Below are 21,155 nucleotides of genomic sequence, written 5' to 3'. Positions count from 1 at the left end.
GTGTAACAAAATCTGCCTAACACTAATATCTATGTAAGGTTTAGGATAGGCAGATTTTACTTATTTTAGTAAAATATCCCAAGGTCATTATTGCAGCAGCGCTTAATGCTGAACTTGACGAGCAGCTTGGTTATTTCCGTCATGAACAACCCCATAAAGATAATTATCATAACGGTTATTCATCTAAAGCTTTTAGCACGGAAGTTGGCGAAATTGACATGGACACCCGCGAGATAGACGTTCAACTTTGAACTGTAGCTCGAAAAGATAAACCAAACGATTTTTACCTCGTTTCAGTCTTTTTAGGATGATTTTCTCTGTGCCACACTGGTAAGAAAATGGCCCCGTTATAGCAATTAACTAATTTATAATCTTAGGTCTTTTTCCTAAGGATACAAATAGCCTACCGTATTATTGAATTCATTGTTTTTATCTCTAATTGAAACGTTAAAACAAATATCCATATCAGTATACCACTGAATTTAAAAGACTTTGTGCTTCTTTTTCTAAATTTATTCTGTTCTTAAATAGGGGGGCGGTATTTTTTGTTTTTCCTTGGAGTGCTAAATCTCAATGTGTTAGTGTGATGGTGTGATGGGTTGACTGTATGATATATTTTTGTATGATAAATGTTCGGTTCTACATGAGTGGAATACTTAAATTAAATAGAGATTATTTAACAGTGATTAAAATCATAAAAATGATTGATCGAATATTTATATAGCCAACTGAACGGATTAAATATTACTAGATAGTTCGTGTTCAAAAAAAGATAACAATAAATGCACATTTATAGGGATTATTATGAAAAACATATTAAAAATAGGTCTGCTGTTTATAAGCACCTCTACTTTTTTAGTCGGCAATGTCAATGCAACAGTATTAGAAGATTATCATGCTAGCCAGGGTACTAGTCCCTTGTTGCAGGGATGGTCTGATTATTCAAGTAATCAAGGGAATGGTGTGTTAGTGCAAGATTTAGGGGGATCTTCATGGAAAGCGAATGGCATTTCAGGGCGAGCACAATGGAGAATTATTCCCACGACTCAACATAACGCTGATGCCACAAATTTAGGCTGGAAAATGAGTTGGACTAGCCGTGTTGAGTCAGGTTTACAAATTACAAATTACTACTCAAATGGTTCATTACGTTTTCTACCCACATTAAGTATTAACGCTAATGGTGATTTAGTTGCTGCTCTTCGCGGTGGCGGTACTCACACATTAATAGCAAACACTGGGGCAAATGCTTACCACGAATATGAGGTTGAATTTGATCCAAATACAGATCTAGCAACATTTACTTTTGATGGCACTATTATTGAGTCTGATTGGGCAGGTGAACCAAGTGCGCAAAACATGATTGTTTGGGGCAATGGTTCATCAAGCAATGACAGTGTTGCTTTATATCAAAATGTTTCTTTTGAAATACTCGATTCAAATACGCCAAATGAGCCTGCAATTGCTGCACAGTGGGATACTTCAAATATTACTTTTAATGGCAGTTCAGAATTTGTCGCTGTTGATACCGATTTACCCTTGGTTGAAGAACTTAGTGAAGGTAGTATTTATGCAGAGTTTAGAACCTCAGGTACTACGGATGCTATCTTTAGTGCCTCAAACTCTTCAAATGCATCAAGTGAATTTTTATTGATTGTTAATGGTGATGGTACTTTACGTGTGCATGCACGTGAAAATGGAACCTTTGTAAACAATTTACAAACGGCCAATATATATAATGATAATCTCGTTCACAAAGTTGCAGTCATAGTTAGCAGTATAGGCACAAAAATATTTGTAGATGGAGAATTACAAGCTGAAGGCACCAGTACTAACTTTATTAATACCGTGACAGGACTTGATACTATGGGTATTGGTCGTAATTACGATAGTGGTGGTGGGCAATGGTATTTTGAAGGTAATATTAATCAAACCACTATATACAGCTCAGTATTATCTGATAGTCAAGCTGTGGCATTAACCACTCACACAAATGTTGTTGCCAGCTTTGATGCCAGTTTAAATATAGATCCTATTAACTTAGATTGGATTAATGATTCTGCAGATTCAGGTAACGGAGGTTTTATAACTGAGTTAGGTGAGCCGGCTTGGCAGGCCAATGGTACGAATGGCCGTGCAGAGTGGGAAGTTATTCCTACCAATGAAGATAATAGTGAGGCGTCGGCATTAGGTTGGAAATTAACTGTAGACAGCCGTGTTGTTTCAGGCAATAAAATAACTAATTATTATGCTAATGGTAATAAACGTTTTTTAGCCTTTTTGAGTATTAATAGTAATGGCGATCTAATCGCAGAAATTGAAGGTGCCGGAACTTATACTTTAGTTTCTGAAACTGGTGCTGATTCATATCATACGTATGAAACACTTTATAACCCAACAACCAGCTTAGCGACCTTTAGTTTTGATGGTACTGTGATTGAAACGTGGCCAGGTGCTAATAGTAGTCAAAATGTCGTGGTATGGGGTAATGGTTCATCGAGTACAGACGGTATTGCAAACTACAGAGAAGTAAGTTTTGAGACTTTTGGTAGTGCTGATAGGCAAGGTTACTTTCAAAGTATTGTTTTTCAGGGTAATAACGAAGGTGTTGATGGTACGAGTAATTATAGAATTCCCTCTATAATAGAAGCGCCAAATGGCTCTCTATTAGCTTTTATTGAAGGGAGGCCTAGTGGCGCTGATCCTGGTGCTGCAGGTTTGATCAATGTGTCATTAAAGCGTTCACTTGATAAAGGACGTACTTGGCTACCTATTCAAATTATTGATGAAAATCCATTGTATGACTTCTCTGATCCACGTCCTTTAGTTGATACAACGACGAACACCATTTATGTTTTTTATACTCAATGGCTAGATCGTTGTGCACAAAACGGCGATTGTACTGGTCCAGGAGATCCTAACTACTTACTATATCGCACCAGTAACGATAATGGAGTTACGTGGTCTGATATGGTCAATATTAGTTCCGCAGTTAAGGATCCTACTTGGCGATCAATCAATGCAGGTCCAGGACATGGAATTCAATTAAAGTGGCAAACTTTAGCACAAGGCGGTCACAACGAACGATTGATATTCCCCGCGGTTATACGGGAAGGCGATAGCAATATGTCAGTACACACTATTTACAGCGATGATAATGGTGCTACATGGCAAGTAGGTGCGAGAACACCAATAATTGGTTCAACAGAAGCAGATATTGTTGAATTAGTTGACGGACAACTACTATTATCTGCGCGTAATAATGGGCAGGGCATATCTGGCAATAGGATTCATTTTCTAAGTGCTGATGGCGGTGCTACTTGGGTTCATACAAGTAATGATATTGTGATATCAAAAGTAGACACAGGAATCACTCGTTTCTCTGCCATTCGCTCTGGTGATGATGAAAATAGAATTATTTTATCCGGTCCTATTGGTGATCCTGTAGGTAGCAATAGACGAAATTTAGGCTTGTGGTCAAGTACTGATGAAGGTGTTACTTTTGGTACACCTTTCCAATTAGTTGAAGGAGTAAGTGCCTATTCAGACGTTATTACCCTTAGTGACGGTTCAATTGGTATTATTTATGAGGCAACCGGTAACACGCTAATTAAGTTTATGAATATTGAATTGAGTGAAATAGAGTAACAACCATTGGCTAAGTCGCTTATGCCGACTTAGCCAAGCTTATTATTCTTGCTATGCTTGTTTGGTGATTTATTGACTCTGTTGATGATATTTATAGTTTCAACTTAATTTTACTGCTAGTAATGCTCTTGATATCTTTAGGTAATTCGTGAAGATTGTTTATTGGTAGAATAAATGGAAAATGAGAGTTTTTTTGCAGTTACTGAGGGCGATTATAAGGCGTAAATAAAAAAGAACAGCCACTTATTTGTCAAACATAGAGGAGTTGTAGTTACGTTATCGGACTGTTGTATTACTTCATCTAAATTATCGTGGTTTAATTTATATGTGAGTGTGTAATGGTCAAGTTAAATTGGCTACAATTTTATAGTTTAGCCAGTACACTTTCTCTGACTCGTTTGGTGTCAAACCGCCATTATGTAGATGCGGTCTAACTTGGCTGTAATAGCTAATAATATATTTCGTAATATCTATCTTAGCTTCGTTAAAACTGCGATAGGCTATCAATGGTACCCATTCTGTCTTTAAATTTCTGAAAAATCGCTCCATTGGTGCATTATCCCAGCAATTACGTCGTCGGCCCGTAATGAAGTATCACCTAAGTGCCAACATTTATAACTGCTATGGTGAACATCAAACACATCGCACAATAGTTTGGTTGAATATTTTGCTTTATGGCTCGGATTGAGTTTTTCGATTAATTCGAATTGCTCAATGAGTCCGACATCAACAGAGCCGTAGCCTTTGATACAAGGCAGACATTTGTTTTGCAGTTTTTTACTTTTAAATGCGCCTTGCACGTCGATGCGAAGATTAAGCATAGAACAACCATGCAACATGCCTTATATCTGGCACAAAACATATTTAATTCGAATAAAATTCAAACTCGAAAGATTAACCAGCCCTAATGAACATACTTAGAATAAGCAGAGCTATTTAATCGCCTTATCAAGTAAAGTGAGTAAGCTTTGAATGTAAGACACTCGTTCTGAAACTGTTGCAGTGTTAGGGCTTAAAGATATTTTTCCGCCGATAAAGTCTAGATTGTCGCAGTCGCAATGTTGAAGTGATTTCTCTATTTGCTCAATAGTAAGCAATGAGTTTTTGGCATAATGTGGAATATTAAATGCTTTTGCTGGAGGCATATGACTGTCTTTCCATTGTCCATAAGGGGTATCTTCACCTGATGCGCCAGAGAAAATAATTCCTCTTAATAGCTTGCTTTGATAAGCCATTTTTATGTGCTTAATAGGCCCTTGGACAGATCGAGTTTCAATTGCCGAACGCCCCCAGTTAACACTAACACCCATGTTACAGCTAAGTTTTTTGTTAATGGTGGTTACTGTATCTATTTCATCCTCTAAGCTCAGAAACCCCTTTTCTGGAGATTGTTCAGGTATAAAAGCATCACAATGCTCAATGAGCAATTTTGCGCCATACCAATCCCAAGACAGTATGGTTTCCAATGAAGTATGTAGGGCCTGTTTTGAGGAAGATGTTTTAGCCGAAATTGTTGGAGCGGTATGAATTTTCATATGACTTACCGCATGCTTACCTAAATGTTTGTTAAGTTTGAAAATGGCTAATCGAGCTTGTTGATAAAACTCAATAGCGGCTTGTCTACCGTCTTCATTTATTGAGGCAATACCAAAATGTGGGTTATGGGCTAAATTTGCCATAACGCCCGGTATTGAAGTAAATACAAATTGCCAACGGGAATCTATATTGGCCAGAAACCAGTCATCATCAAAAGGATGTAGTTTGCCAACAAAGGGATGTTCAATACCTTGAATATTATCCATTGATTTTAGCTGCTCATAATATTCGCTCTCTAAATTTTCATCCCAAGCAAAAGTTGATGGGGCTGTTGCGTATGCGCCAACGATATAACTCATTTTTACTTCCTTGTTTCATTTTTTATTATTGAAATGGGCCACTTTTACAGTATTTGTGCGTACTCCTGGTTTTATTTCACCATTAATTAGTACGATGTTGTTTTGCCAATGCTCAATCGCTGCACCGCAATTAGGCAAAAATGGTGTTTCACCTAGATTTGTCCAACTTTGATTACTACTATCGAATAACAAAGCATCTCTATTCCATTTAAAACTAGATGGCGCTTGTGAAAAAAAGCGGAGCTTTTCAGCTTTTTCTTGTTTTGTTCCTTTAACTTTTTGATATGTTGATAGCCAATTATCCCACGTCGATTTGTTATAACCGCCTAAAAACAAAGTTTGTTGCGCGCTGACCTTAATTGCAGCTGCGCCAATTAAAGAAAGTTGTTTATCAAGCAGTGTTTGAATTGGTGCGATTGTTTGCCATTTTGCCGATTTATCTGAAATGTTTAGTGACAAACCATCGTTAAGAGCAATGTTCTCGTCGCTGTTTATGCTAAATCCTGAAAAAACATAAAGTTGGCTGGTAGAAGTACTCTTATTGCCATGAATAGTTACCACTGGAGAAATACGGTTTTTACCAAGTAATGGAAGCTCTTTTTGCCAAGTGGAGCTGTTAACGTCATAGCTATAAACATTGTTAGATGCTGCACCATTTTGTATACCGCCAATAATGTAAACTTTTCCCTGAAAATAAGCGCCGCCGCCTTTGGCAAAAGTGACTGGCATTTCACCTATTTTTTTATAACTTAATGAGCCTTCTTGATACGATATTAAAGCAATGTCAGATGATGCAGTAACAGACCCATCATATTGCTTTATTTCGCCGCCAAAGAGCAATATACCTTGTTCTGTAGTAAAACTTTCTCCGTAGGCTGCGCCTAAGGGTAAGCTTAATTGAGATTGTTGCCATTGGTCATTAGCGCTTTGCGTTAAGAAAAATATATCTTGGTGATAAACCTTTTCGGCGGCAACATCTTCCTGTATTGCGGTAAGTAAACTTTTTTTGGGAAAATTAGAGCCGCCGGCAACAAGTAGTGCTTTTTCTTCAGCTCCATTTTTGTTTGTTATAGTTAACGTGCCAGAATAAGCTCCTGCAACTCCATGTTGAGTGTGATCTCCAGCAGGGGCAGGTAAATTAGGTAAATTACTCTGCCAAGTTAATGTTTTACCATTAACTGAGAATATAAAAGTAGTAAGCACTAAAGTAACAAAACATAAGTGCTTTGATGTGAATTTTAAACTCATTAATTTACTCAATAGTATATGCATCAAGAGAATCTACTGTGGTTTTTTTGCCAACCATAAAACTTAGCTCTATCTGGCTAACAATAATAGAGTGTCTACTCACATTGTTTTCTTACCTTGTTGATTTTTAAGCGAACTAATCTAATACCTGTTAAGGTATGAATGGTATACCTATTGCACCTGTTATACCAGTAGTTGTATGCAATTGCAATTGTGTTAGTTAACCTGACTTCAGGATAAAAATTATAAGAAGGCAACTCGTTTCTCGTTTGTTGATCCGTTCATGATCTGGTTTATTGGCATAGGAAATTTTGACAAAAAATAATATCCTAGTTAATCGAGGTGATTATGAATTAAATATGACAATACAAAATTTACACAAAAGCTTTCAAAGAAGAAGCCGTAGCTTTAGTCATCGAACAAGTTTTTTCAGTGCCAGAGGTCGCAATGTCTGTAGGTGGCAGAGCTTTCTTATTTTATTGTTGGAAGTTTAATAAACAGGGTCTGTTTTATCATTCAATACATCATGGAATGAAAAAAGGTATTGAAGCTTATATCAGATATCACAATCAAATCAGGCTGGATACATCAAACAAAAATTGTCCTCCAATTGAGTTTGAGTAGTCCATATTAAATATGTTTTATGCTGCTTGATCTGAACACTCTGTTCTACGCTCCGAACTTTCTATTTAAAAAACAGAAAGTTAAAAAGGAACAGATGATCAATAAAATCTTATTAATAATTATGTATGACTCTATTGACAGGTTAAATAATCACAAGGTATAGTGGTATGACAGCATGCCGGCATGATGGCTGTGGTTATACTTCACAACAGGTCTTTCGAATAAGCGAAATAAAAGCGAGATAGAAGCTAAAGTAGCATGTTGCATAATTACAATTAACTGAAAAGGTAAAATAATATGAGTTTAACTAGCACATCAGGAAGTCAATTTCTTAAACGAGGTTTTACTAAAACCTTACTAGCCATTTGTATTGCTAGTGCCTCAAGTCAAGTTTGGTCAGATGAAGCTAAACCAGATGAAGAAGTGGAACGAATTAATATAACTGGCTCCTATATTAAATCGGCCAACTTTCATTCTTCTTCACCAATTTTATCTATTGATGCTATAGAAATATCCAAGTTAGGTGAAACCAATGTTGGTCAATTTCTTGCCAGCGTTCCTTCAATTACTGGACAAGATACAGCCTCAAGTAATAACACCAACGCACCTCAAGTTGCGGGTATAAATACCGTGGCACTAAGAAATTTAGGGCGCTCTCGAACCTTAGTACTAGTTAACGGTCGTCGTCATGTTTCAGGAACGTCAGCAGGTGCTGGTTATGGTGTAGATTTAAACTCTATCCCAACGTCTATCGTCAAGCGTATTGATGTACTAACAGGAAATCAATCAGCAACTTATGGTTCAGATGCTATTGCCGGGGTAATAAATATTATTACCAAAAACGATTTTGAAGGTGTAAAAGTCTTGGCTCAAGTTGGTCAAGGGATGGAAAATGGCGATAACGAGAAAAAAGATTTTGAACTCACATTAGGCAAAAATTTTGCTGAAGGTGGTAACATTTGGGGATCTTACACTTATTCTAAGCACGATGGCTTGCTTGCCAGCGAACGTGATTTCTCAGCCGAGCATATAAACGCATTTAAAAATGATGGCTCTGAACTACTTAACGCATTGGGCTATGGCGGTTCGTCTCACATCCCTAGTGCACGGGTGGGGGGATATAAAGGAGATGGTTCAAAATATGTATCTGGCCAAGTAAAAGCTACTTCAGACCAATTTGATTTTCAGGAGCATCGTTATCTTGTTACGCCAATTGAGCGTAATTTATTTGCCGCGGGTGCCACGCTCGAGCTTAATGATCAATCAACGCTAAATTTAGAAGCAACATATTCGCGAGTAGAAAGTACTACTAAGCTTGAACCATTACCGTTACATACTTTAAAAGATATTTTCAAAACAGGCCTAGGCGGGGTATCTGGCATAAATTTAGATCCCAGTTTAGGAGCAGTTCATCCTTTATTTGATGGTACAGCTTTGCAAGCAAGTTTATTAAGTGATGGTAAAACATCTCTCGATTCTGTTGGTGCTACTTTTAGACGAACGGTTGAACTGGGTGAGCGCGTAAAAGAAAATGTGCGTACGACTTTTAGAGTGGCAGGCTCTATCGATTATAGTTTTGATAATGGTCTATATTTGATCGGTTCATTTACCCATGGTCGTACTCATCAAGATGAAGTTTCACAAGGTGACATGAATTTAGAACGAGCGCGTTACGCCTTAGATATTGAAGCAGACATTGACAACGGCGGTTACCGATGTGTTGATGATATTGCACGACTGGCAGGTTGTGTGCCTTTTAATCCGTTTAATGCAGGTGATGAAACAGAAGTGGGTGTTGGTTGGACTGAAGCCGCATCGGATTATTTAGGTGTTGAAACAACTCTTACAGGTGAAGTTGAACAAACTGTGGTAAATCTGGTTTTAACAGGAGAAATTGAATTGGATTCTCTTGAAAGCTACCCGGAATTCGCTGTTGGTATTGAATACCGTGATGAAACCGGACTAGAAACACCTGATAGTTTAAGCCAAGCAGGGGTGGTACGTGGTCTACAAATGAAACCAACTGAAGGAGGTTTTGATGTAGCTGAAGTGTTTGGAGAACTTAAAGTACCTGTTACGGAATGGTTATCCATGGATGCTGCTATTCGTTACGGTGATTACTCATCAATTGGTGGTGCATTAACGTGGAAATTAGGCGCTGATATTTCGCCAACTGATTCATTACGCTTGCGTGGTGCGCTGTCTACGGCGGTACGTGCGCCAAATGTAAGTGATTTGTATGCAGGTGGTGCGGCAAATGCAAGCTTAGTATTTGATCCATGTGATGGTGTAACCGCAACAACAAGCGGTACGGTGGCAGATAATTGTCGTTCATTTACTCGTATTCAAGAGCGAATTACCGACACTGACGCGTTTACATTAAGCCAAACTGAAAAACAAGGAACAAGTGGTTTTACTAGTGGTAACGAAGAGATGCAAGAAGAAACCGCTGAATCATTAACTGTTGGTGTCGTTTACGCCCCAGAGTTTATAGAGGGCCTTTCTCTTTCACTTGATTATTATGATATTGGTATTGAAGATGCGATAGGTTTTGACAGTAAAACTACGGTTGTTGATCGATGCTACGCACAAGCGAGCTTTGATCAAACCTGTGGTGGTAATGCTATTCGTTCAGTTGCTAGCGGTGCATTGTTAACGGTTAATTCAATTGCCAATAACCTAAACAATATCGATACTTCTGGCCTAGATGTTGAGTTAGATTATAGAAAAGAGATAGGTGATGGAACGTTAAGTCTTGCTCTTGTAGCTAATTTTTTAGATGAATACACTATTACGGGTATTGAAAATGGTGATGTTGATGAAAGAGCCGGTGAGGTTTTATACCCTGAGTTAAGGTTTAACACTACTATTGGTTATACCTACAATAACTTTAATGTTAGCTGGCGCCTGCGTTATTGGGATGATGTTGTTGATGATAACAATAAAGAAACTCAAAAATTCACCGATGAATTAAATGAATTTGATGCTGTTTATTATCATGACCTTTCGGCTAAATATGCACTAAATGAAAATTATACCTTTGCTTTTGGTATTAGAAATTTAACCGATAAATCTCCTTATAAAATGAGTGTTAAACATGAATATCAGCAGCAAGGTGCAATGACTAACGGCACGGCTTGGGATACAGAGGGTCGCAGATTCTTTGCTAGTGTAACAGCTGAGTTTTAATTAATAGTTTAGTACAGTGGCGTATCATTTAGGTGATGCGCCACATTTTTATGTAGGGAAAATATGATTAATCTCAGAGACTACTCATTAAAGTATATAGTTCTAATACTCGTAAATATTGTGGCGTGTTCATCAGTTGCAAAAGAGATAGAAAAAGAGGATGTAGTATCTATTGGAAATGTACGACCCAATGTTATCTTGGTTATGTCTGATGATCAGGGTTGGGGGGATGTAAGCTACAATGGCAATAAGATATTAAAAACACCACATTTAGACGCTATGGCTGAAGCAGGGGTCCAAATGGATCGTTTTTATGCCGCAGCCCCCGTATGCTCACCGACTCGAGGCAGTGTCTTAACCGGGCGTCATCCCTTTCGTTTAGGTATCCCATGGGCTGGTAAAGGGCATATGCCATCACGAGAAAGTACTCTTGCAGAAGTGCTCAAAGATTCAGGTTATCGCACGGGGCATTTTGGCAAGTGGCATTTAGGACAATTAAGTAAAGCCGTTAAACAAGGCTATTTCCCTGGTGATTTAGCAGATCCTAAGCGTTATTCACCACCATGGGAAAATGGCTTTGAGGTAAGTTTTTCAACAGAATCCATGATGCCAACGTACAACCCCTATTACCATATTGGCGGGAATTTTGGCTCACCTGATTATCGTAAGTTACAATCTGAGCCCGTAGCAAAGGGACAGAAAACCGGCGGCTTTCGTTGGCGTGATTTTTTCTGGACCGGTCCTGGTAAAATAGTAGATCAATGGCTTGAAGGAGATATTGCTGAAATTGTAATGGACCAAGCCCTGACATTTATTGAAGAAAAATCAAAAAGCAGTGAGCCTTTTTTAGCTGTAATTTGGCTACATACCCCACACTCTCCTTTAGTTGCTGGTAATGAAGATAGGTTTCCATATGCTGAACACCCTATCCAAGCACAGCATTTTTACGGCGCTGTAAGCGCAATGGATCGACAAATAGGGCGTATGCGTGACAATTTGCAGGAATTAGGGATTTCCGATAATACCATTGTGATGTTCAATTCTGATAATGGCCCTTCTTATATTCAAAATTATAATTCGGCTGGTCATTTTTCAGGTAAGAAAGGTACCCTAAAAGAAGGCGGTATTAGAGTCCCCGGTATTATTGAATGGCCTAGCACCTTAGCTGGGGGACGGAAAATTCTTGCCCCAATATCAACCAGTGATATTTACCCGACTATATTGGCCGCGACTCAAACTGCTTTACCGAAAAATCAATTACCTTTAGATGGTATTAATGTACTTCCACTACTTACAGGAAAAATAATGGAGCGTCCTTCTCCCATAGCATTTCAATCCCCAATTAGAAGTGCTGGTGCGGATGCAGTTGCAGGTAGTTTGTCATATGCGTTGTCAGATAATCGCTATAAATTAGCGAGTTATGACAACGGTACTACCTGGGAATTATATGACATTATAATGGACCCAACAGAATCAAAAAATGTTGTAGAGCAGTTTCCCTCAATTTTCAGTAGTATGAAATCTCAATTATTATTATGGGTCAAAGACTCAACACGGGATGGGAAGAGCACTGCAGAGTTCCTCAAAACAGAACAGTCAAAGTTAAACTCAGATCAGTTGTAGAAAATTAAGGTCCAATATGTTGCTAAGAATAAATGTGATTATTTTTACCATTTTGTTTCTTCACGCCATGGTGATGCCACCGGTATTGGCAAGTGTGACTTGGCATGAAACAAGTTTTAAAGATTTTTCTGACGGTAAATTAGAAGCTAGTGGACATAATCTTTATGTATCGCACAAAGGAGACATTCGCACTATTCATCGTTTTGATATTAATCAAGATGGCTATTTGGATATTATGTTCAATAATACCCATGATTCAATTCGTTACATCGCACCAACGTTAACTTCATTTGATAACGAAGGTAGGATAAATAATATAAGTCTTGCCGTACAAGGTAGCATTAGAACAGAAGTCAGTGACTTAAATAAAGATGGTTATCAAGACTTAGTGTTTTTACCTAATGAGTCAGGCGTACAAGCCAGTAGACGCTTCATTACTATTATTTATGGGGGCGAAGATGGTTGGTCACAACGTCGCAGCAATGGCGTTTTACCAGTAAATAAAGGTAAAGATGTTGTTATTGCCGATCTCAATGGCGATAGCTGGCCTGATATCGTAACGCTTAACACCCCTGGTTGGTCGTATGGTCAACCGAGCGGAGGCAATATTATTCGCACTTATTGGGGAAGTGAGCAAGGTTTCATATTAACTCGCTATCAAGACACCGCGGTAAAAGGCGCTAAATCATTAGCCAGTTATGATTTTGATGAAGACGATAAAGCAGAATTGTTAGTCACTACGTCTGACAATAAGCTGCTGTTATATCAACAAAAAAATGAACAAAAGTTAGTGCTAGTTAGCGAATATGAATTTGAATTACCTAATGCGCACCTCACTAAAGCTTATGTTCATGACCTTAATCAAGATGAAAAATTGGACATCATTATTGGTACCGATAATAACGTATTGATATTTATGGCAGGCAGCAATAAATTAACATTTAAAACGGCAAAAAAATATGACGCTTTTCCTGCTTCTCACATCAGTATTGATGATTTAGACGCCGATGGCACGATGGATATTGTGCTAACCAACTTCATTCAAAACCATGCGGCAGGTGGTGAAGCCACTGGCGCTGTTGGTCAAAAGGGCGCACCTATCCATATCTTATGGGGGGGAGAAAAATGGGCTGACAACACCGCACTTTCGTTAAATGTGGATAATGCTGTTGCTACTGCTATTGCTGATGTTAATCAAGATAATCATAAAGATTTAGCCATCGCAGTACACCAAGGAACCATCAAATATAAAACAACATCCCCTTTCTATTATGGTCGGTCAAATAGAACTTTTGTGAAGAGTAAGAAAGGTGCTCCCACTGAAGGTGTGACCGATATTAAACAAGTAAGATTAACTGAAAATAGTGATACAAGCTTTGTGTACGCCAATAGCCTAGGAGGCTCTGTTGGAGAGTTAGTACCATTACAGCTTTTTTGGGGGGCAGAAAAAGGCTTCGATGAAAATAATCAGTGGGTCATTCCGATGCGCAGTGGTTATGAATCAAGTGCTGCTGATTTTAATGCCGATGGGTATGTTGATTTACTCGCCTTAAATACAGGGCATGCAGGTGAAATATCTAAAGTAGACCCTACCGTTGGTGCCAATATTTTTTGGGGCTCAAAGCAAGGATTTGATACAAAAGAGCAGCGAAGCGTTATCCATGAGAAAAAACGCGCTACATCAAACGTAGCGGATTTCAATCGTGATGGCTATCTTGATATTGTTTTGGGCGTTTTTGATAAAAAATTGCCCATGAGCGTGCATTATGGCAGCGCGGAAGGCTTCCCTTATGATGGCGGTATTGATATCAAAGGGTCAACAGGGCGCTCGGCTGAGCCGATGATTGCCGACTTTAACCGTGATGATTGGTTAGATATTGTTGTCCCAGTTTATCATGAAAATATTGTTCGTTTTTATCATGGAAGTGAGCAAGGTTTTCAGCAAGACTCATTTAAATTGGATGTTCCTGTTCCTGTAGGAATTGATGTTGCAGACTTAAATGATGACGGCTACTTAGATTTAGTTGTAACCAGTTATAAAGACCCCATTACGAGTAATCGTGATACTGGCTTATTCGTCTTTTGGGGAGCAAAGTATGGATTTAAGCAATGGAATTCACAATGGTTGCCAAGCACTGCACCTATATCGCCAGCCATTGCTGATTTTGATAATGACGGTTACCTTGATATTTTTGCACCTAATTATCATGCTGAACTTAATAGAGAAAATTTACCTAACTTTATTTATTGGGGTAGTAAAGATGGTTTTTTGGCCACGGAACGTACGTCTTTAGCTTGCGATTCTGGCCATGATGCGCAAGCCGGCGATTTTGATCTCGATGGTTTATTAGATATTGCAGTTTCATGCCATGCAAGTAATGGTGATCATACAACTAACTCAGTTGTTTTTTACAATGACGGTCAACGTTTTGCAGCGCCAAAAATGAAGAAACTGCTCACACATGGTGCACATTGGATGTGGTCACAAGATATGGGACATATTTATAATCGTGGTTTTCAACAAAGTTATCAATCTTCTGTTTTTACTTGGCATGAATCTAAATCAAAAGGATATTTGAAGTATCAAGCTTCGATATTAAATGGCGCCAAGCTTGAGTTTGATATTCGTTCAGCTAATGAATTGTCACAGCTTGAATCAAGCCCTTGGTTAGCTTTAAAAGGTGATACTTTTTTGGTTGACGAAACCAATCGAGTATTACAGTATCGAGCTCGTTTTATTTCTAACAACGGTGATAATTTCCCAATATTAGATTCGATAAAAATATCACTTGATTAGCCTGTGATAAGAATTAAAAGCATAGTTAAAATGCAAAACTACTTCTTTAAAAGGAGAGAGGTTAAGAAAAATGGGGGAGCTTAGATTTGGCAAGACACATACCTTAATTTGAATTAGTATCGACTGCATTCATCAGCAATATGGCTATACCAGTGAAGCCTCTATTTTCAAGTTCATTTTAGTGTAGCCACTGCCAAACTTACTCTATTGGATTCAACTCTGGCGAAAAAGGTTAAAACTTAATGATAGTTAAGCTGTTAATCCATCTGTTAATTAACAGTGGTGCCAAGTTGCACCGTATAGAACGTTCACTACACGTGGTACTTCAGGCCTTTTTAAAAGCTAACGCTAGATTTTCTCCACTACACCCACGTTCATGCAGGGCGCTATTAAATGCTTCGATATCCCCTGCTGCCGAGCAAACGGTAATCAAGGGAGTGTAATTGATTAATTGAGCAGGCAGGGCTTTATCTAAACTGCAATGACGAGGGGAGCAAGGTTTTGATTCCAATCTCTCAAGTCCATGAGCATAAAAACTTCTAAGTCAATCGTTAACAATACCAAGGTTAATATTGAGGTTTCTCACTGTGTATGGATTATTCGTGTAACCCTTCCTTTATATGGAAAAGTACCATCAGACTTACATACGTTCGTTTCCTTAGACATAAGGGATTTATAACTCATAACATCCATTCATCACAAACCCTACAGAAGGTGTAATTTTATACTGGTATGTATATGTGATGGTATGATAGGGTAATAGAGATTAAATTTTGAACAGACATGGACCGTGTGCGTATTTGATCACTTAGATATGCTACTTAAATGATTGGCTGTTCTGCGAATCATCTATTAGGTTTATCTTATTTTTATACATTAATTTAGAACAAATTATTAAAAGAATAAGGTTGATTATGAAAATTAATATATTATTACGAAGAGCTTATGGCGCAATGTACCTTTTTGGTATAGCGGCTATGTCAGTCAGTGTCGCCGAGGCGGATGAAATCATCGCCTCATATTACGCAGATACTGGTGATGGCGATCCAACGAATCAAAGTTGGACTGTTGATGTCAGCGGCAGTGGCAATGGTAATTTAACCAATGATAATGGCAATGCTTGGCAAGTCAATGGTGTAAACGGGCGTTACGGTTTTAAGCAAGTTCTTTCTTCAACACTAAAAACACGAGCTATGGCAGAGGGGTGGATTTTATCAACCGATATGCGCATGGTGTCTGGCGGAGCTAGTAACACTTATTTTGGTGATGGCTTAGTGCGTTTCATCCCAACTATTTCTCTGAATGCCAATGGTGACTTAGTTGCTTCTTTAGCTGGTGATACAAGCTACACATTAGCAACAGGCTCATCGGCGACCGATTATCATCAATTTGATCTCAGCTATGATCCTGATACGCAACAAGCTACATTCTCTTTTGATGGTAATAATATTGCTACATGGGCTGGACAATCCTCAAGTAATGATTATGTTCGTTGGGGGAATGGCTCGTCGGGTATCGATGGTGTTATTCATGTAAAAGAAGTTACCTTTTCAATTATAGACGATACTCCGCCAGGTGAAATAGCAGCGTCTTATGATGCCAATACGGGCAATGGTGACCCAACTAATCAAAGTTGGAATGTCGATTTTAGCGGAAGCGGCAATGGTAACTTAATTAATGATGGCGGTAATGCTTGGCAAGTCAATGGTGTAAACGGCCGATACGGTTTCAAAAAAATATTGTCTGCAACCTCAAAAGCAAAAGCAATGGCCAATGGTTGGACGCTAATCTCTGACATGCGCGTGGTGTCAGGCGACTCAATGAATATTTATTTTGGTGATGGGGCAACACGTTATATTCCTGTAATCTCTTTAAACACCAATGGTGATCTAGTCGCTGATCTATTAGGTGATACAACTTATACATTAGCAAGTGGCTCATCAGCAACGGATTATCATCAATATGGCTTATACTATGATCCTAGCACTCAACAAGCTACGTTTAGCTTTGATGGCGATCCTATTGCAACATGGGCTGGACAAAATTCAAGTCACAATTTTATTTCTTGGGGGAACGGCTCAACAGGAACAGATGGAGTAGCAAACTTTAAAAATGTTACCTTTATTATTGCTGAAGGTGATGGTGAACCGGTTCCGCAAGCTGATTACACTTTGCCAGTTGCCGTAGCAGATGTCTGGTCCCCCATTAAAATGTATGAGCATGATAGTGACTTTGGTCATGTCGTGGTTGACGGTGACACCCTTACTTATTATCACACCAATGTTGATGTCAGTGGTAATCCACCAATAGCCTTAGCGGATATATCAACAGATGGAGGCTATAGCTGGATAAAGAATCAACAAGTAAATGGCAGCGATGCAGTTTTCTTAAATCCTTACACTAAGGAACTTGTGACTAGCTACGATAATAATGGTGATAGAGAATTAGTATTTACTTCAAATAATAAACAAAATTGGAGTCAGGTAGTTGATACTGATTTCTTAATGGAACATGGGACCAGCATGTTATGGCTTAACAATGGCGACATTTTCGCGTCACATCGAGCCTCAGGTAGTAAGTTTACCTCTAGCTTATCGACAGATAATGGCTTAACTTGGACTCGATCTAATAATAAATTTTCAACTGGTGATTACGAAAAAAGGTGGCACAACGATGGTACATCAGCACAAACCGTCAATTTAGGTAGTGATCTTTTGCAAACCTTAACTCGTAATGATCAAGATACTATATTTGAGAACTTTTCGACGGATGGTGGCATCAACTGGTCGCCTGGTAACCCCTCTCGTTTTTATGGTGCACTAACCTTATTAGAGCATGAAAGAATGCCTGACGGTAGATTATTACTGATCTGGTTAAATACGCAAATGCTTCCAACTGAAGCACAACCACCTGAATATACTAGTGGCTCTACTTACACCTTTAATTCCAACCGAGATGTTTTGCATGCCGCCATTTCAGACGATGATGGCGCAAGTTATCATGGTTTTAGAGAAATTGGTTGGGACCCACGTCGTCATGAATACAATTACCGAAATCATTCAGCTTCTGATCATGGCATGCAACATACCCGCTCTGGAACTAATAGTGATGGAAAAGTATTTGTTTTCACGGGGCAAACCGAATCACATCGCCATGCAATTACCTTTGATCCAGATTGGTTATTTGAAACAAGTGATAGTATCGATTTTTCAAATGACTACGAAAATTTAAATGTTTGGAAGTTATTAAAAGTTAAACAAAATAAAACTTTTAGACGTACCATTGGCGCTGAAGTTATTGATCATCCAAGCATCGCTAACGAAAAAGTTTTACAGATAAGAAGAGAAACTGATTCAACGGTTTTAAATGAACAGGATGGCGCTTCATGGAACTTCCCTACAGGTCACCAGGGTGAAGTAACTTTTAAAGTATTGCTTAATAATGGTTTTGATGGCGGTAAAGTTTCGTTAATTGATAGGTTTTATAACCCGTCAGATAATACCGCTGAAAAAAATGCTATGTATGTACTTAATATCCCAAGTAACGGAGCGATTACTGCTAGTAAAACCTTGAATAAAAACCAGTGGTATGACGTTAAACTTAGCTGGAACGGCTCTAGCCGTACCGGTAAAGATATTGCTGAAATTTACGTTGATAATGTTTTACAAAGTGAAACCTTACCATTATTAAATGCAGCACCTAATGGCATTAATACCATACGTTTACGCAGTACTGCTCAAGCAGAAGATTTGAATGGTTATCTTATTGACAATATCAGTGCCAATGTAATCGCTGTCGATCACCCTGTAGTGGTAACAGATGAGCCTATAGTTACTTATAACCTAGATCAAAATTTTAATGGCACTAATACTTCAGTTAACGTTAGTTCAGATTTATCAAGCTTAAGGCAACTTGAGCGTGGTTCTATCTATGCTCGTTTTAAAGCGAATGTGGGTAGCGGTACGATTATTAGTGCTTCAGATAAAAACGATGACAATAGTTATCTATCTTTTGAACTGGATGCTTCAGGTAAAGGACATTTTATTGTTACTGAAGCTGGCGAAATAGTATCTGATTATGCTACTGGGGTATTGGCTGATGGTAATTGGCATGAAGTTATTATTGCTGTGGAGGGAAGTAGTACGCAGTATTATGTTGATGGTGTATTAATCAAAACAATGACAGCTCAAGCGTTATTTTCTTCGGTAAGTAACCTAGATGCGTTACATATAGGTAAATTAGTACGCAGTGGCGCTAATGAACGTTATTTTAGTGGTGAAATTGATACCATTAAGCTTTACGACTATCCAATCGTGCCTAATGTTGCCTCTAAAATGGCTCGTAATGAAGCACCAACGGAAATGCTTGATTATTACCTTTACGGTAAATTTGATGCCGCTAAAGCCGAAAAAATTTCGTTAACCGACGATTTAAATAAGGTTGAGAATTTAGCTCAAGGGTCGCTTTATGTACGTTTTAAAACATCGTCAAATGCTGATCAACAATTATTTTCTGCGACCGATGTAGGTGATAGTTCTAGTCAATTACTGATGAACATAAACGACGGCAATTTGCGTTACTTGGTACAAGAAGCCGGTGCAACGGTGTCTGATTTTTCTACCAGCGGCGTAAATTATGCTGATAATAATTGGCATGAAATGCTCGTAACGGTGAGCAATACAGGCTATAAAGTGTACATTGATGGTCAATTGGAAAAAAGCGGCACAACTAGCGGCTTTTTTACTGACATTAACAACCTAAGTGCTATGTGGGTCGGTGTTAAAGAAACCAATTCGCTAAATGGGTATTTTGATGGTGTTATTGACCAAGTTAAAGTTTTCGATACGGTGTTATCGCAAAATGAAGCAGAAGCGCTCAGCAGTGCTCCCCGCATTGCAAACTAAAAATTTGAAGTAAAGTAGTAAAATAAGCATGCCGCGAGTGAAGGGCATGCTTTTTTTGTGCATCAAGTTTAGTTAATAGCATCTAGGTGTTACCTCCGATTGCCAGCCAACTTTAATTTTGAAATAAAGGGCATTGGAGCCATATATTTGTATTTTGTCTAAAGTGTTTTTGACGATTTTAGCCCTGATGGATACCGAACCCAATTTCCTCATCAATTTGATGTCTTATAACAGCCCTTGCCATTAGTAACAATGCCTACTTCAAGTGAACATTGTTTCAAAAGGTACGCTACTTTACGTTGTATTAATACTGATAATTCGCTTAACGCTTATTATCTTTAGCATCTCAAATTAAATAGTTTTCAACCTCGCTTTATTGACCATAAATCCAATTATTAGGTTATTTCCCCACAAAGCCAAAAGTTGATGTTTTAATTTTGACAAATTAACATTTCAAGTGGTATATTGGTGTAACAGGTATGCTATTTCCCTGTCTTGCTGTGTGAATGAGTGCCTTTCCACGCTGTGCATAATAGTCAGTGGTGAGCGTTTTATTGTGATATCAGCACAATTTTAAAAACTATTGGTGGCGTTAGAGCACTAGATATATAGGCAAGATATGGATGTAGAGAAGTTTTCACAAGGATTCAGTCCATCATTGGTGAAATTAAGCAACATACGGTGATGAACTAGTGTGTCCTCATTCTTATAGCGATTTACTTAATGGCAAGTTGCTAAGAAGTTAGCAACTGATTGTGACTTAAAAATATCGTTTAGTTGGCGGCACATTCTCATTCTACTTACTGTACCCATGAAGGTGAATTTACTGGAAGGTATTGTTAAAGCAGATGAAGCCATGATTGCAGACACTAAAGAAAACAGGGTGCCAGCGTTAACAGGACGATACGAGATAAGCATACTTGTGAAGCTACTAATCCTTCTGTCTTTGCATAGCAGCTCAGTAACAAACTACAAAATAAAATAATAAAAGATTGCCGGTGACTGCTGGTGTAAAGGTGATTGAAAGGTATTTTACATTCAAATAATGATGCATGTCACAGCCGATTAAGGGCTTGGATGGGGAGGCTTCATTGTGTGGCGACTAAGTATTTTAAAATTATTTAGGTTGATTTTGATGTGTAGATGTCAATAAAAAGCCTAATTCACACAACCTATTCAAAGGTTAACAACACATAGCGGGAACATAGCTGTAAAGACAATGACGAG

Annotated in this window: 10 protein-coding genes and 1 pseudogene; 7 read left to right on the top strand and 4 right to left on the bottom strand. The window is 38.4% G+C overall.

The features are described 5' to 3' along the window. Positions 1 to 53: 53 nt before the first annotated feature. Positions 54 to 251, top strand: coding sequence for a transposase (locus QUE03_RS19650; RefSeq protein WP_350227417.1), 198 nt, complete (start codon positions 54 to 56; stop codon positions 249 to 251). A 553-nt stretch (positions 252 to 804) separates the two neighbouring features. After that, complete coding sequence (locus QUE03_RS17155) at positions 805 to 3,648, top strand: exo-alpha-sialidase (protein ID WP_286263181.1); 2,844 nt, start codon at positions 805 to 807, stop codon at positions 3,646 to 3,648. Positions 3,649 to 3,990: 342 nt separating this feature from the next. Here the strand turns inward: QUE03_RS17155 and QUE03_RS17150 are convergent. The 4 genes and pseudogenes from QUE03_RS17150 to QUE03_RS17135 all read right to left on the bottom strand — a co-directional run. After that, positions 3,991 to 4,227 (bottom strand): annotated as a pseudogene (locus QUE03_RS17150) (integrase core domain-containing protein); the annotation flags it as partial. Beyond that, positions 4,173 to 4,469, bottom strand: a complete 297-nt coding sequence (locus QUE03_RS17145; RefSeq protein WP_286263180.1) for a hypothetical protein — start codon at positions 4,467 to 4,469, stop codon at positions 4,173 to 4,175. The pseudogene QUE03_RS17150 and the gene QUE03_RS17145, both read right to left, overlap by 55 nt. A gap of 111 nt (positions 4,470 to 4,580) precedes the next feature. Further along, positions 4,581 to 5,543 carry a DUF4862 family protein gene (locus QUE03_RS17140; RefSeq protein WP_286263179.1) on the bottom strand — a complete coding sequence of 321 codons (963 nt, stop codon included), beginning with the start codon at positions 5,541 to 5,543 and terminating at the stop codon, positions 4,581 to 4,583. Between the two features lie 15 nt (positions 5,544 to 5,558). Beyond that, positions 5,559 to 6,791, bottom strand: coding sequence for an FBX42 beta-propeller domain-containing protein (locus QUE03_RS17135; protein ID WP_286263178.1), 1,233 nt, complete (start codon positions 6,789 to 6,791; stop codon positions 5,559 to 5,561). A gap of 372 nt (positions 6,792 to 7,163) precedes the next feature. Here QUE03_RS17135 and QUE03_RS19645 point away from each other — a divergent pair, with 372 nt between their 5' ends. The 5 genes from QUE03_RS19645 to QUE03_RS17115 all read left to right on the top strand — a co-directional run bounded on the left by QUE03_RS19645 (position 7,164) and on the right by QUE03_RS17115 (position 19,928). Then, entirely contained in the window at positions 7,164 to 7,415 is a 252-nt protein-coding gene (locus QUE03_RS19645) for a transposase (protein ID WP_350227416.1), read from the top strand. A gap of 297 nt (positions 7,416 to 7,712) precedes the next feature. After that, positions 7,713 to 10,604: a TonB-dependent receptor domain-containing protein gene (locus QUE03_RS17130; protein WP_286263177.1), complete on the top strand. Its 2,892-nt coding sequence runs from the start codon at positions 7,713 to 7,715 to the stop codon at positions 10,602 to 10,604. 63 nt (positions 10,605 to 10,667) lie between these two features. After that, positions 10,668 to 12,227 carry a sulfatase-like hydrolase/transferase gene (locus tag QUE03_RS17125; protein WP_286263176.1) on the top strand — a complete coding sequence of 520 codons (1,560 nt, stop codon included), beginning with the start codon at positions 10,668 to 10,670 and terminating at the stop codon, positions 12,225 to 12,227. A 34-nt stretch (positions 12,228 to 12,261) separates the two neighbouring features. Next, complete coding sequence (locus QUE03_RS17120; RefSeq protein WP_286263175.1) at positions 12,262 to 15,024, top strand: FG-GAP-like repeat-containing protein; 2,763 nt, start codon at positions 12,262 to 12,264, stop codon at positions 15,022 to 15,024. 914 nt (positions 15,025 to 15,938) lie between these two features. Then, positions 15,939 to 19,928, top strand: coding sequence for a LamG-like jellyroll fold domain-containing protein (locus QUE03_RS17115; protein ID WP_286263174.1), 3,990 nt, complete (start codon positions 15,939 to 15,941; stop codon positions 19,926 to 19,928). The last annotated feature ends 1,227 nt before the right edge of the window (positions 19,929 to 21,155 follow it).

Source organism: Thalassotalea atypica, from assembly GCF_030295975.1.
In the GTDB taxonomy this organism is placed as follows: domain Bacteria; phylum Pseudomonadota; class Gammaproteobacteria; order Enterobacterales; family Alteromonadaceae; genus Thalassotalea_F; species Thalassotalea_F atypica.
The sequence above is the reverse complement of the archived record's forward strand: the minus strand, read 5'-3'. Positions and strand labels throughout refer to the sequence as shown.